The organism is Brevibacterium gallinarum (genome assembly GCF_014836885.1).
Taxonomy (GTDB): Bacteria; Actinomycetota; Actinomycetes; order Actinomycetales; family Brevibacteriaceae; genus Brevibacterium; species Brevibacterium gallinarum.
Map to the genome: position 1 here is coordinate 1 of NZ_JACSPY010000016.1, position 13,508 is coordinate 13,508.

The 13,508-nt window shown below is 68.9% G+C and carries 12 protein-coding genes; 6 read left to right on the forward strand and 6 right to left on the reverse strand.

Translation table 11 applies throughout. From position 1 onward, the window contains the following. Nucleotides 1–160: 160 nt before the first annotated feature. A complete protein-coding gene (locus H9634_RS12430) occupies nt 161–1,081 on the forward strand; it encodes an RDD family protein (RefSeq protein WP_318245110.1) in 921 nt (306 codons plus the stop codon). Here the strand turns inward: H9634_RS12430 and ahcY are convergent. Genes ahcY through H9634_RS12445 form a run of 3 tightly spaced genes read right to left on the reverse strand, consistent with a single transcriptional unit; the run spans nt 1,075 to nt 4,307 of the window. After that, nucleotides 1,075–2,526, reverse strand: a complete 1,452-nt coding sequence (gene ahcY, locus H9634_RS12435) for an adenosylhomocysteinase (RefSeq protein ID WP_191727022.1) — start codon at nt 2,524–2,526, stop codon at nt 1,075–1,077. The two genes, H9634_RS12430 and ahcY, sit on opposite strands and share 7 nt — an antisense overlap. Before the next feature lie 15 nt (nt 2,527–2,541). Continuing rightward, nucleotides 2,542–3,975 (reverse strand): phosphohexomutase domain-containing protein, encoded by a 1,434-nt coding sequence (gene manB, locus H9634_RS12440; RefSeq protein WP_191727024.1) that lies wholly within the window; start codon nt 3,973–3,975, stop codon nt 2,542–2,544. Beyond that, complete coding sequence (locus H9634_RS12445; RefSeq protein ID WP_175294373.1) at nt 3,975–4,307, reverse strand: DUF3499 domain-containing protein; 333 nt, start codon at nt 4,305–4,307, stop codon at nt 3,975–3,977. Before H9634_RS12445 ends, manB begins: the two co-directional genes overlap by 1 nt. A 25-nt stretch (nt 4,308–4,332) precedes the next feature. Here H9634_RS12445 and H9634_RS12450 point away from each other — a divergent pair, with 25 nt between their 5' ends. Next, on the forward strand, nt 4,333–4,719 hold the full coding sequence (locus H9634_RS12450) for a metallopeptidase family protein (protein WP_191727026.1): 387 nt from the start codon (nt 4,333–4,335) through the stop codon (nt 4,717–4,719). Nucleotides 4,720–4,722: 3 nt separating this feature from the next. Here H9634_RS12450 and H9634_RS12455 read toward each other — a convergent pair whose 3' ends face one another. Genes H9634_RS12455 through H9634_RS15020 form a run of 3 tightly spaced genes read right to left on the reverse strand, consistent with a single transcriptional unit; the run spans nt 4,723 to nt 9,727 of the window. Beyond that, on the reverse strand, nt 4,723–6,177 hold the full coding sequence (locus H9634_RS12455) for a DUF5719 family protein (RefSeq protein ID WP_191727028.1): 1,455 nt from the start codon (nt 6,175–6,177) through the stop codon (nt 4,723–4,725). Beyond that, nucleotides 6,174–9,260, reverse strand: coding sequence for a glycosyltransferase family 2 protein (locus tag H9634_RS12460; RefSeq protein WP_191727030.1), 3,087 nt, complete (start codon nt 9,258–9,260; stop codon nt 6,174–6,176). Before H9634_RS12460 ends, H9634_RS12455 begins: the two co-directional genes overlap by 4 nt. Beyond that, the gene (locus H9634_RS15020) at nt 9,257–9,727 is read right to left on the reverse strand and encodes a WhiB family transcriptional regulator (protein ID WP_449727637.1); all 471 of its coding nucleotides are present in this window, start codon (nt 9,725–9,727) and stop codon (nt 9,257–9,259) included. Before H9634_RS15020 ends, H9634_RS12460 begins: the two co-directional genes overlap by 4 nt. A gap of 326 nt (nt 9,728–10,053) precedes the next feature. On the opposite strand from H9634_RS15020, the gene cofE reads away from it, so the two are divergent. From cofE to H9634_RS12485, 4 genes are read left to right on the forward strand one after another with little or no spacing between them, the layout of a single operon-like run. After that, on the forward strand, nt 10,054–11,235 hold the full coding sequence (gene cofE, locus H9634_RS12470; protein WP_191727032.1) for a coenzyme F420-0:L-glutamate ligase: 1,182 nt from the start codon (nt 10,054–10,056) through the stop codon (nt 11,233–11,235). A gap of 14 nt (nt 11,236–11,249) precedes the next feature. Continuing rightward, nucleotides 11,250–11,894: a TIGR03089 family protein gene (locus H9634_RS12475; protein WP_191727034.1), complete on the forward strand. Its 645-nt coding sequence runs from the start codon at nt 11,250–11,252 to the stop codon at nt 11,892–11,894. A gap of 24 nt (nt 11,895–11,918) precedes the next feature. Then, nucleotides 11,919–12,689, forward strand: coding sequence for a CoA transferase subunit A (locus H9634_RS12480; RefSeq protein ID WP_191727035.1), 771 nt, complete (start codon nt 11,919–11,921; stop codon nt 12,687–12,689). Nucleotide 12,690: 1 nt separating this feature from the next. Further along, nucleotides 12,691–13,347 (forward strand): CoA transferase subunit B, encoded by a 657-nt coding sequence (locus tag H9634_RS12485; protein WP_191727037.1) that lies wholly within the window; start codon nt 12,691–12,693, stop codon nt 13,345–13,347. Nucleotides 13,348–13,508 lie beyond the last annotated feature (161 nt).

Below are 13,508 nucleotides of genomic sequence, written 5' to 3' on the forward strand. Positions count from 1 at the left end.
CTGAAGACCTCGTCCAGGCGGCCTGAGCAGAGAAGGAAAACTCGTAGGGACTGTCCACATTCCTTGACACAGCCCAATCTGTGCTCCCCGCAGGTGAATCTGCTGGCACCAACCGGTCCGGTCGCTGGCTGGGCGTGCCCACCTGTGTCAGGATGTTTGCGTGAGCTCACTTGTGACCGGCGAGGCGATCGCCCTTGATATTCGTCCAGCATCGCTGGCGATGCGCGCCGTGTCGTGTGCCATCGACTACGTCATCATCACGGCGCTTTACATCACCGTCGTGATCTCGGCCTCATGGCTGATCGAGCAGCTCGCGATCAGCGAACCGCTCGTCTACCAGACCGTTGTCCTGCTGCTGACTGTCCTCTGCCTGCTCATCGTCCCGTTCACCATTGAGATCCTGACCCGCGGGAGATCGGTCGGAAAGCTCATCTGCGGTCTGCGGATCGTGCGAGACGACGGCGGAGCGATCAGCGCACGGCATTCGTTCCTGCGCGCAATGCTCTACGGCTTCGAGATCTTCGGCACCGCTGCCGGCCTCGCTGCACTCGTCGGCCTGCTCTCACCTCAGTCGAAACGCCTCGGTGACTACCTGGCAGGCACAATCGCCGTCAATGAACGGGCGAAGATGCCGCCCATCACCCAGATCCACGTGCCGCCACGGCTCCAGGCCTGGACACGCAGCGCAGATATCTCCGCGATCCCCAACGGCTTGTACTACCGCATCACCCAGTTCCTCATCTCAGCACACCTGCGCGAACCCGATTCGCGCTGGGACCGTGCCGTCGAACTGGCCGAGGAACTCAACCCGTATATCGCCCCTGCTCCCCCAGAGGGAACCCTGCCCGAGGAGTTCCTCGCAGCCGTCGTCGGGTGCACCCGCGCGGAGCACGCCCGGCAGATGGAGAAGACCGCACGCACGGCCCAGCGGTTCCAGCAGCGTGTCGGACAGCTGCCCTTCGGCCTCTCACTTGACACTCCACGACGAGACACCCATCAGGCTGTACCGGCACCAAGGACGGCAGAGGCTGGCCACCAGCAGCGACCAGCCTCGTCCGTGTATTCGCAGATGACTCAGTAGCGATAGTGCTCGGGCTTGTACGGCCCCGCAACATCGACGCCGATGTACTCGGCCTGCTCCTTCGACAGCTCGCTCAGATGCGCGCCGAGTGCCGGCAGATGCAGCCGCGCGACCTTCTCATCGAGCTCTTTCGCCAGCAGGTGCACGCCGGCCGGGTAGTCCTCGTGCGAGGTGAACAGCTCGATCTGGGCCATCACCTGATTCGTGAACGAGGCGCTCATGACGAAGGACGGGTGCCCGGTCGCATTGCCGAGATTGAGCAGGCGCCCTTCGGAGAGCACGATGAACGACGTCTCCTCTCGGCCGAGGCCGGCCTCAGCGTGCACCGGCACCGTCCACTCGTGGACCTGCGGCTTGATCTCAACCACTTCGACGCCAGGCTGGCGGCGCATGGCAGCCAGATCGATCTCGTCGTCGAAGTGCCCCACGTTGCCGACGATGGCACCCGGCTTGAGCAGTGCAAGGTGCTCTGCGGTGATGACCTTCGTATTGCCGGTCGTGGTGATGACGAAGTCGGCTGAGGAGATCGCGTCCTCGGTGCGCACCACCTCGTAACCGTCCATCGCAGCCTGCAGCGCGCAGATCGGGTCGATCTCGGTGATCTGCACCCGGGCGCCCTGGCCGCGCATCGCCTCGGCAGCGCCCTTGCCGACGTCTCCGTAGCCGATGATGAGCGCGACTTTGCCGCCGATGAGCACGTCAGTGGCGCGGTTGATGCCATCCGGCAGGGAATGACGGATGCCGTAGCGGTTGTCGAACTTCGACTTCGTGACTGCGTCGTTGACGTTGATCGCCGGGAACTTCAGATCACCGGCTGCAGCCATCCGGTACAGCCGGTTGACACCGGTCGTCGTCTCCTCGCTGACCCCGAGCATCTGCTCGCTCATCTTCGTGAACCGCTGCCCGTCCTCAGCCAGCGACTGGCGCACCCGGTCGAGGAAGACGTGCTTCTCCTCCGGGTCGTCCTCCCCCGCCTCCGGCGCACCGCCGGCGGACTCTGCACGGGCACCTTCGACGAGCAGCATGGTGGCATCGCCGCCGTCATCGAGGATGAGGTTCGGGCCGTCGGCGAACCGGAAGATCTGGTCGGTGCACCACCAGTACTCCTCCAGCGTCTCGCCCTTCCACGCGAACACCGGCACACCGGCCGGCGCCTCAGGAGTTCCGTCCCCCACGACCACGGCGGCAGCCGCCTCGTCCTGGGTGGAGAAGATGTTGCATGACGCCCAGCGCACATCAGCGCCGAGCGCCGTGAGCGTCTCGATGAGCACAGCGGTCTGCACGGTCATGTGCAGGGATCCGGCGATCCTCGCGCCGGCCAGCGGCTGCGCGGCACCATACTCCTCGCGCAGGGCCATGAGCCCGGGCATCTCCCGTTCGGCCAGGCGGATCTGATGGCGGCCGGCTTCGGCCAGGGACAGGTCTGCGATGCGGTGGTCGAGCATGGAGGTTCCTCTCGGCTATCGGCGGATGAGTTCCAGAGCTGTGGAGACGAGCTCATCGGTGCGCTCCTGCACCGGCGTCTCGCAGTTGAGGCGCACGAGCGGTTCGGTGTTCGACGGTCGGACGTTGCACCACGCCTCGGGCATTTCGATCATCACCCCGTCGAGGTCATCGACCTGGCATTCGCCGAACACGCCCTCGAAGGCGGCCTGCCGGATCCGGGCAAGGGCGGCCTCGGGGTCGTCGACGACGGAGTTGATCTCCCCGGAGGCGACATACGGGATCCATTCGGCGACGAGTGCGCTCAGCGGCTGGGCCGTCTCGGCGAGCGCGGCGATCACATGGCAGGCAGCCAGGATGCCGGAATCCGCACCGTAGAAGTCACGGAAGTAGTAGTGCGCGGAGTGCTCGCAGGCGAAGACGGCATCATACTGGCGCATGAGCTGCTTGATCCGCGAATGGCCCACCGGCGTGCGCACAGCCTGCCCGCCGGCCGCGGAGATCGCCTCGGGCACGGCGCGTGAAGTGATGAGGTTGTGCAGCACGACGGGGATCTCCTCGCCGCGCTGTGCACGAGCCCGGTTGATCTCGCGGACGGCCACCAGCGCGCCGATCGCAGACGCCGAGACCGCCTCGCCGTGTTCGTCGATGAAGAAGCAGCGGTCGGCATCGCCGTCGAAAGCCAGGCCCAGGTCAGCGTCGTGGCCGACGACCGCGGCCTGCACATCGCGCAGGTTCGCCGGGTCGAGCGGGTTCGCCTCGTGGTTGGGGAAGGTGCCGTCGAGCTCCGTGTAGAGCCCGATGACGTCGATCGGTGTCGCCGCCAGCCCGGCGCCGGTGCCGAACACCTCGGGCAGCAGCTTGCCGGCCATCCCGTTGCCGCAGTCGGCGACGATCCGCAGCGGCCGGTCGATCGCCTCGATCCCGGTGAGCGAGCGGATCCGGCGGGCGAAGGCCGCAGCGAGCTCATTGGCGGCCTCTCCCGAGGCGGCAGGCGTCTGCTCGGTCGCCTCGCCTGGGTGCTCAGGCACTTCGAGGGCCAGCAGGCGGATGGCGTCGAGTCCGGATTCGCGGGAGATCCCGGCGGCGGCCGGGCCGCAGATCTTGATGCCGTTCCAGTCAGCAGGATTGTGACTCGCCGTGACCATGAGGCCCGGGGCGTTCCAGTGCCCGGAGGCGAAGTACAGCTGGTCAGTCGACGTCATGCCCAGGCGTGTCGCTTCGCTCCCGGCTGCTTCGACTCCGGCTGCCAGCATCTGCGCGAACCGCGGGGAGTCCGGGCGCATATCGCAGCCGATCACGACACGGCTGCTGCCGTGCTCGCGGTGCATGACGTGGGCGGTCGCCCAGCCGATGGCGAAGACGACGTCGTCGTCGAGGTCGATGCCGATCCGGCCCCGGATGTCGTAGGCCTTGACGGCGCGCGAAAGCTGGGCGGCTCGGGTTGTCATCAGTCGCCGTTTCCGATCACGCGCAGATGCCCGTGGGTGCGGCCCTCGGGTTCCGGCTTGGGTCTGGCGGCCTCGCGCACGGCGTCGGCGATCGCGAGCAGGTCGTCGCGGCTGCGCTCCGGGGTCTCCTCACCCTGGCCGAGGCGGATCAGCTGCCAGCCGACGGGCGCGGTCAGCCGATCGGCGTGCATGCTGCACAGATCGTGGGCTCCTGGCTGGGCGTGCATGGACAGCGGACCGATGACGATACACGCATCAGCGTGGACGTATGTCAGCGTCCACGCTGCTGAACGGTTGCAGTTCATCTTCGAGCACAGTCTCACTCCAGGCACGCCACGAGTCTAATACAATCGCGGTATGCCAGCCCGCCGCCTCCCCCGTGACCGTCATGGCCGCGGCGTGCGCGGTGAGCTGTTCCTCGCCGAGGTTCCGGCCAAGCGCAACCGCGCCCAGCGCTTCGCTGCGCTGGCTGCGCGCATCTTCGAGCAGATCCGGCTGCGTGCCGAGGGCGATCTGTCCGAGGTGCGCCTGGCTGTCGATCAGGTGCCACCGCCGGCGCGCCAGGTGGAGCTCGGCCGGGTGTTCCCCGCCCGGCGCGACCGCCCGGCTACGATCGTCATCTACCGGCTGCCGGTCGTCAGCCGGTGCCAGGACTTCGAGGAGCTCAACGAACTCGTCGCCGAGGTGCTCGCCGAGCAAGCCTCGGTGCTGTGCGGCCGCCACCCCGACGACCTGCTGCCGTGACGTTCAGTCCGTCAGGCGGATGTTGCGGTAGCCGATGCCCGAGGGTGCATCGGGCACGGTGAGCGCGCTGACGCCCCGGCCGGTCAGTGCGACACCGGCGGCGAAGGCGCTGACATCGGCGGGCGTTTCGATGATGACGGCAGCGGTGTCCTCGCCGAGCAGCTCGGCGGGGTTGACTTCCGTGGCCCGGTCCCCGGACAGGTCGACGGGGAACTGCCCGGTCGCCGAGCCGTCGCCGCGCACGCCGACGACCCCGAGCGTGCCCTCACCGGGGCCGAACAGCATCGACGCATCGATGTCCTCGGGCAGCATGAGCAGCTGGCGCGAGTTCAGCTTCTCAACCGCTGGGAACACCGCGAAGTCGGTCCCGCCGTCCCCGTCGCGGGTCACCTCGACAGCGGCCGTGACCCGATCATCTGCGGTGATCGTCAGGGCTGCCGGCGGGATCTCGCCGATGTCGAGGGTGACGGTGCCGCGTGCCGGGATCGAGGTGCCCGAGCGGGCCAGGTCGACCGGCCCGTCGACTCCGGCGGCACTGACATCGACGCTGACGGGCTCGCCGTTCGGGTTGCTCAGCCGCAGCCGCGCCGGTCCCCCGGCGGCGACGGGCACGGAGACCTCGCGCGCCGGATCGGCCACCGGCCCGCTCATCTCAATGCCCTCAGCGGTGAGCCCGGAGCGCTTCGAATGCTGCAGGGCCGCGCCGATGAGCCCGCCGTCAGCGCTCACCGTCAGGCCCACCTCGGGCTCCTCGGCTGCGATCGCACCGAGCTGGATGACCCGCTGCTCGCGCGGCTCCAGGCTCACGGTCGCATCCCCGCCGATGTCGATCGGGCCGTGCGCGCCGGTCGCCTCAGTCGTCGCAGTGATCGTCGTCTCGCCCGGGTTGGAGAGCACGAGGCGCACATCGTCGGTCGCTGAGGCCCCAGAGGTGGCGAACCGGGCGTGGGTGACCGGGCGGACGCATTCAACGGCGGCGACCCCGGCCCAGTCGCCGTCATCGGCGCGGGTCACCTGCACCGCCGAGACGAGGGCGGGGTTCTCTCCCTCGGCCACTCCGGTGACGGTCGTCGGGTCCTGCTGCTCGTCGGAGCCGGAGACGAATCCGTTCGTCGTCCCGACCGTGTAGTTGTCCTCGCCGCCGAGGGTCCGGGATTCGACCCCGGCGGCCAGGATCGTCGAGTCCGGGGCCTGGGTCAGCGCCGAGGCGGTGCGCACGGTCGGCGTCGGCACGTCGCTGGTCTGGAACTCCTCATCGGTGCCGGCGACGTCGTCTTCGGTCTGCAGCGGCCCGGGGCACATCGAGACGGTGTCGGTGGCCGGCAGTCGCACCTGCTCGGCGCCGCGCGGCACGGATCCGCCGGCCAGCGGCTGCAGGTATCCGGTCACCGCGATCATCAGCCCCGGCAGCGCGATCGCGGTGAACGTGAGCACGGAGCGCAGGTTGCGGCGGTTCATGTGCTGCCCCTTTCATCTGAACGGCTCTCGGCCGTGCCCGAGGCGGTGGTCGCCGGCCGTGGTGCCGTGCGGGCGCGTGAGCGGTTGCCGAAGGGGATCGCGACGAGCACGGAGATGAACAACAGCGCCCAGCCGATGCCCACCCCGATCGCGTACTGCGGGTAGGTGTAGCTGATGGTCACCGTCGATGCCTCGTCGGGCAGCTGGTAGGCGGCCTGCCAGCTCGGGGCGCCGGTGCGGGCCTCCTCGCGCACGGCGTCCTGGCCGTTGATCTGCACGCGGGCGAGTCCGGCGCGTTCGGCGAGGATGAGGGTGCGCTGGCCGGTGCCGGCCGGGATCTCTCCGCGGCCGCCGACGATCTCGACGGGGCTGAGGCTGCCGTCGTCGGCGACGACGGAGACGGAGGACAGCGGTGAACCGTCGGGCACGACCTGGTAGAGCAGGCCCTGGTCGGTGGCCCCGAGGCGGGTGAGCCCTGGGGATACGGCCACCGTCTGGGCCAGTTCGCTGGCCCCGGAGCCGCGGATGACGACGAAGCCGATGCCGAGCTGATCGAGCGCAGTCCGGGTGTCATCGCCGCTGCCGCTGGTGAGCCGGCCGATGATGCGGGCGAGTGCGATATCGGCATCATCGATGGCGACGGGACGGCGATCGAAGGGATGACCGCTGATGCTGCGCGCTTCGTGCATCGTCGAGGCTGTGAGGATGGTGTTCGACTCCGGAATGACGAGCTGGCCGTAGAGCTGGTCGTCATCCGATTGCAGGATGAGGGTCTGCTGGCCGAGTGCGCCGGTATGGCGTTCGGCGGCGAAGGCCGGCAGCGGCGACGCGGTGGTGCGGTGGATCGGGGTGCCGACGAGCAGGGACTGCAGGGTGAAGGCCGTGATCATGAGCAGGGCGCCTGCCGGGATGAGTCCGCGCAGCGCGTAGCTGCGCACCCGGGAGCCGCGATCGAAGGCGACCGGCCACAGCGCGGCGGCGGTGAAGCCGCAGAAGCCCAGGCCGATGAGCAGCATCGAGTCGCCGGTGAAGGAGGCGACGAGTCCGTCGGCGGTCAGCTGTCCTTCGAGTGCTGCCTGCACGATCGCGCCGGCGAGGCCTGCGGAATAGCAGACGACGGCCAGACCGAGGACGGCGAGGCTGTTGCGCACCCGCAGGGCTGCGAGCACGAGGGCGGCGAGCAGCGGCAGCAGCAGGGCGACGAGCACCCAGGGAACGGCGGCGGCCGGCAGCCAGGTCTCCAGCACGCTCAGCTGCGGGCGGGTGGCCCAGCCGAGGGCGAGCTGGAAGCTGTGCGGCTGGGCGTAGTCGAGGACGCGCCCGGGGTTGGTCAGCAGCGCATCAGGTTGGCGGATGGCGGCGATGAGCCACGGCCAGGACAGGCCGACGCCCGGCAGCAGCGCCCAGATGAAGCTGGTGGACCGGTAGACGACCATGACCGTGATGACGACGATGATGATCGGGACGATGAGGAAGGGTGAGCCGGCCATGATGACGGCGAAGGCGAGCCCGCAGGCAGCGGCTGCGGCCACCGACCGGTAGTGGATGGCCCGGTCGAGTGCCCACAGCGCGGCAGGCGCGACGACCCAGGACAGCACGGTGCCGACGCGGCCGTCGTGCAGGGAGATGAGGAAGGCCGGCTGGGCGATCCAGATGAGGGCCAGCAGCGCCCGCAGCCCGGCAGCAGGCACGACGCGCCCAGCGCACAGGTACATGACGGTCGCGGCCAGCGGCAGGGCGAGCAGCCAGAGGCTGCGCAGCATGAGGTCGAGGCTGCCGCCGAACGGCAGACTGAGGATCGCCAGCACGCTCAGCAGCGGATCGGCAGGCGTCGAGCTGCCGAGGCCGAGTTCGAGGATCGGTGAGAAGATCCGGGCGACGACCGCGGAGAAGGGCACGTCGAGGCGGGCCCAGGCGCCGCCGGTGATCGCGCCGGGGCCGATGAGCCGGTAGAACATGAGCGCGCTGGCGATCGAGCTGACGACGACGATGACGACGAGCGGGTGGAAGAGCAGACTGCGCTTGGTGCGGGTGTCGATGCCGGAGAACTCGGCGAGGTCGCCTGCGGTGTTGAGCGCACCGTCCTCACGCAGGTGGTCGGCGGCGATCTCCCCGCCGACTCCGGCGAGTTCGCGCCGGGCCGAGCGCAGGTCATGTCTGCTGGCGTAGACACTCGGCGGCAGGCTGCCGCCGGTGCGGTAGCGGCGCAGCCGGCGGGTGGCGTGGGCGTCCTGCGGCAGCGCCCAGGCAGCGCCGAGCCACCAGGCGGCTTCGTCCGGTGAGTTGGCGAGCAGATTGCCGAGTGCTTTGAGCACGGCGAGCAGCGTGAGTCTGAGCTGCGTGATGCCCGAGCGGCCGCGCCCGGCGGTTGCGAGACGGTAGCGGTGTTCGTGGCGGACGATGTGCTTGTGCGGCAGCGGCCGCGGCGATGAGTAGTAGCGGCCGATCCCCTCGGCCGGGATTGCGATGCGCGCCTGCGGGACGACTTCGACGCGGTGGCCGGCACGGCGCAGCCGATCGCAGTATTCGATCCCGCGGTAGCTCACCGACAGGGTCTCAGAGGGCACGCCGAGCTGACGGACGACTGCAGCCGCGACGAGCATGCCGGGTTCGTCGACGGCGAAGACGTCCTCGCGGCGGTTGTGCTGCCCGGCGTCCTCCTCACCGGGGCTGACCGGTGAGTAGCGGCAGCCGTCAGCGGTGGTCGTCACGCCCACGGAGACGAGATCGCCGTCGGCGGCCAGGATCTTCGGGCCGACGACGGCCAGCGTGTCGGCGGCGCTGAGCCGTGTGTGCAGCTGAGTGAGGCAGTCGGGTTCCGGAAGGGAGTCAGGGGAAAGGAACCAGACGTAGTCAGCGCGCTCGAGGTCCGGGGAGGACACCAGTTCGGCTGCGGTGAGGGTCTCGCCCGCCGGCAGTTCGGGATTCCGCCGACGCCGGCGGGCGAGCTTCTGCGCTGTCCGAGAGTCATCGAGCAGCGTCACCGAGGTGATCTGAGGGAAATGGTGCCGCAGTGCTGTCAGCCAGGCTCGGCTGACGGTGTGGCCGCCGGTGCGGATGACGGCCGCAACAGTGAAACTCACACGACCCGCTTCTTCAGTCGCCGCCGTTCGCGTTCGGACAGCCCGCCCCAGATGCCGAAGCGCTCGTCGTTCTGCAGCGCGTACTCGAGGCATTCGGAGCGGACCTCGCAGGAGGCGCAGACCTTCTTCGCTTCGCGCGTCGAGCCGCCCTTCTCAGGGAAGAACGCCTCGGGGTCGGTCTGGGCGCACAGCGCCTGGTCCTGCCAGCTCAGCGCAGTCTCGTCGGCGTCGCCGAGCAGCAGCGACAGCAGTGAGACGGCCGCCAGGCTCTCCGACGGCGTCGGTTCGCCCGGCACTGGGCTCAGGTCGAGTGGATCGAGCTGGAGCGGGTCCGGAACAATGGCCGGAGTGGCGCGGGTTGGATCGACGAACCAGTCTTCGGCGGTTCGCGCGGTCACACCCGGCGCGGAGACGGCCGGCTGCAGTGCCGGCTGCTCTTGTCTCGCGTAGTTGCGTGCAGTAGTCACGGTCTTCCCCTTTCGCTTGCCGGATGCCGTGAAGCGCTGGAGAACCTAAGTGCCGTTCACCCTGCTTCTGCACGGACATCCGACCTTCCCGTACCTAAAATTACACGTGTGTCATTACCTATTAGTCAAGCGCCTGTTTGGTATTCAGGGGCACGGCCGCAGCCCATTCGAACAGGTGTTCCAACCCAGGGTGCCCTTTATCACTACATATGGTGACTGCAGTGCGCGGCGACCACAACTGGTGCCATTCTGTGATCTCTGCGGTTTTTCTCGCCGGGTCTCGCCGGCGCAGGCGCCGCCTGGGCCGAGGTGACATGATGGAGGATATGAACGGCCCTGCACCAACCCCGCCGCCCTCCAGCCGGCTGCTGACCGCCTATGCGATCCCCGGCATCCGGCAGATCTCACCCGGCGACGACCTGGCCGTCGAGATCTCGTGGGCGATCGCGAACAACCGCGTCCAGATCAAGGACGGCGACATCCTCGTCATCGCCTCGAAGCTCGTCGCCAAGGCCGACGGGCTCATCCGCACCACAGCAGACCGCACGGAGTTCGAACGTCTCGTCACCGAGCACTCGATCGGGACCGTGGCCGCACGCACCTTCCACACGACCGCAGGCGCTGCGACCGTAGCGATCACCCGCACCCCGCACGGCACCGTGCAGGCGGCCAGCGGGCTCGACCGGTCGAACACCGGCACCCGGGACAGCACCGGAGGCGGGAGCGTACTGCTGCAGCCAGACGACCCGGATGCCGCAGCCGAGCAGCTGCGTGCAGCCCTGTCTGACCGGCTCGGCGCGCAGCTCGGCATCGTCATCTCCGATTCGACCTCGCGGCCGTGGCGGGCAGGAGTCGCCGACATCGCCATCGGCGCCGCCGGCATCGACGTGCTCGATGACCAGCGCGGACGGCCCGATGACTCCGGGCGCCGGCAGGGTGTGACCGTGCGGGCGATCGCCGATGAGATCGCCGCAGCCGCCGACCTCGTCAAGGGCGCCGCCCGCGGACTCCCAGCCGCCGTCGTGCGCGGCATGGGTGCGCACGTGCGCACCGGCGGCGGCAGCGCCCGGGAGCTGGTCCGGGATTTCGCCGAGGACTGGTTCCGCTACGGCCACGTCGAGGCCGTCCACCGGTCGCTGGGCTGTCAGCGCCTCGACGTCGCGCCCGCCTCAGCCGACGGCGATGACGACATCCTCACGAAGGTCTCCCGCGCACTGGCAGTCGTGCGCCGCGGCACCGCCCGCACCCCCGGACAGTCAGCCTGGCGGATGCGGGTCGCCGGTGCCGGCGGACAGATCCTCATCTCCCCTGCCGACACCCCAGCCCGGTCGAGCGCCGGCGGACACCCGCTCATCGAGGCGACCCTCGGCCTCGGCGCGCTGGTCGACCGGCTGCAGTCGGCGCTGTGGTGCGAGGACCTGCAGGCCAGCACCCAGTACACGTGGGCCGACAACGGCTCCCCGACCGGCGCCAGGCTCTCGATCGAACTCGCCACCCCGCAGCCCTGACCTGGAAGGATCCCATGCAGCAGCTCATCGACACGCTCTCCTCCCGCCGCTACCCGGTGCTCACCTACCTGCCGGCAGACGGTGAGCGCCTGGAACTCACCGGCACCGTCCTGGCGAACTGGGTGTACAAGACCACCAGCCTCTTCGCGGAGACAGGCGTCGGCCCGGATCTGGGTCTGGGCATCGTGGCCGACGAGACCGGTCCGCTGCACTGGCGGGCACTGGCGGCGATGCTGGCAGCCTTCGGACTCGACGCTCCGGTGGCGCTGCTCAGCCCGGCTGCGGCGCCGCCCGAGGCGGAGTGGGCCGCCTTCACCGACGAAGCCCACGCCGCAGACGCGATCACCGCTGAGGCCGACGAGGTGTTCGTCTACGCCGCACCGGCACTCGCGCTGGCGGCAGAGGCACCCGAGGGCTGCATCGACTTCAACTCCGAAGTCCGGGCGCACCCGGACGTGTGCCCGATCCCCGGCTCCCAGATCAGCCTGACACTGCCCGGTGGGACGCAGGTGGCGAGCACGAGCCGGCAGGTGCCCACCGCCTCGGGAACGGAGCTTCAGACCACCGGAATCCCAGCCGACGCCGCAGACCTCACCGCACTGCTCGCGGCCCTGCTGACCGGAACCGTGACGCTGAGCGGACCTGCCGTCACGATGTGATCCCGGTCATGCCAGAATGGTGGCATGGACAAAGTAGTGGCATCAGCAGCTGAGGCTGTGAAGGACATTGCGAGCGGGTCGACGATCGCAGTGGGCGGATTCGGGGTCGTCGGTGTGCCCGAGTACCTCATCCGCGCACTCCGCGACCAGGGCGCAGACAATCTCGAACTCATCTCCAACAACGCCGGCCTCGACGGCCGCGGACTGGGCATGCTCCTCGAATCCGGTCAGGTGGGGCGGATGATCGCCTCCTACGTCGGCGAGAACAAGGAGTTCGCCCGCCAGTATCTCTCCGGTGAACTCGAAGTCGAGCTCACTCCGCAGGGCACGCTGGCTGAGAAGCTGCGCGCCGCCGGTGCCGGCATCCCGGCCTTCTACACGATCACCGGTGCCGGCACGCAGGTCGCTGAGGGCGGCATGCCGTGGCTGTACGACTCCGAGGGCAACGTCGTCAAGGAGTCCCCTGCCAAGGAGACGAAGACCTTCGAGACCTTCGGTGAGAAGCAGGAGTACGTGCTCGAGGAGTCGCTGCCGGCGGACTTCGCGCTCGTGCGCGCGGCCAAGGCCGACCGGCACGGCAACCTCGTCTTCCACTCCGCGGCCCGGAACTTCAACCCGCCGGCCGCCCAGGCGGCCAAGATCACCATCGCCGAGGTCGAGGAGATCGTCGAGGCCGGTGAGATCGCACCCGATGACGTGCACCTGCCCGGCATCTACGTCCACCGGATCGTCGTGCTCAGCCCCGAAGAGGCAGCCGACAAGCCGGTTGAGAAGAAGACCCTACGGGAGGCATGAGATGGCACTGACCAGACAGCAGATCGCAGCACGCGCCGCCCAGGAGCTGCCCGACGGCGCCTACGTCAACCTCGGCATCGGCCTGCCGACGCTCGTGCCGAACTACGTGCCCGAGGGCGTCCACCTCGTGCTGCAGAGCGAGAACGGCCTGCTCGGCGTCGGCCCGTACCCGACTGAGGACGAGCTCGACCCCGACCTCATCAACGCCGGCAAGGAGACCGTCACGATGCTGCCGGGCTCCTCGTACTTCGACTCCGCGCAGAGCTTCGGGATGATCCGCGGCAACAAGATCGATGTCGCGATCCTCGGTGCGATGCAGGTCGCCGTCAACGGCGACATCGCCAACTGGATGATCCCCGGCAAGATGGTCAAGGGCATGGGCGGGGCGATGGACCTCGTCCACGGCGCCCGCACGGTGCTCGTCATCATGGACCATGTCGCCAAGGACGGCTCGCACAAGCTGCTTGAAGAGTGCGCGCTGCCGCTGACCGGCAAGGGCGTCGTCCAGCGGGTCATTACGAACCTCGCCGTGCTCGACGTCGAGGGCGACTCATTCACCCTCATCGAACGCGCCCCCGGTGTCAGCGTCGAGGAGATCTGCGAGGCCACCGGTGCGAAGCTCAACGTCAACGGCGATGTGCCGGAGATGCAGCTCTGATAGCCGGCGGGTGCCGGCCGCCTCGCCCGAGGCGGTCGGCACCGATGAGCTCCCGTTCTGTGAGGACGTCATGAAGATCAGCGCACTCGTCTCCGCAGCGACCGGGCCGCACTGCTGCTGGCCGGATGCAGCGGGGCTGCCCCGGAACCTGAGCCGGAATC

What these genes read in the sequence shown, in the direction of transcription:
- H9634_RS12455 (WP_191727028.1), bottom strand. Translation starts at nt 6,177, where the DNA reads ATGAACCGCCGCAACCTGCGCTCCGTGCTCACGTTCACCGCGATCGCG.
- cofE (WP_191727032.1), top strand. Translation starts at nt 10,054, where the DNA reads ATGAACGGCCCTGCACCAACCCCGCCGCCCTCCAGCCGGCTGCTGACC.
- H9634_RS12480 (WP_191727035.1), top strand. Translation starts at nt 11,919, where the DNA reads ATGGACAAAGTAGTGGCATCAGCAGCTGAGGCTGTGAAGGACATTGCG.
- H9634_RS12450 (WP_191727026.1), top strand. Translation starts at nt 4,333, where the DNA reads ATGCCAGCCCGCCGCCTCCCCCGTGACCGTCATGGCCGCGGCGTGCGC.
- manB (WP_191727024.1), bottom strand. Translation starts at nt 3,975, where the DNA reads ATGACAACCCGAGCCGCCCAGCTTTCGCGCGCCGTCAAGGCCTACGAC.
- H9634_RS12485 (WP_191727037.1), top strand. Translation starts at nt 12,691, where the DNA reads ATGGCACTGACCAGACAGCAGATCGCAGCACGCGCCGCCCAGGAGCTG.
- ahcY (WP_191727022.1), bottom strand. Translation starts at nt 2,526, where the DNA reads ATGCTCGACCACCGCATCGCAGACCTGTCCCTGGCCGAAGCCGGCCGC.
- H9634_RS12475 (WP_191727034.1), top strand. Translation starts at nt 11,250, where the DNA reads ATGCAGCAGCTCATCGACACGCTCTCCTCCCGCCGCTACCCGGTGCTC.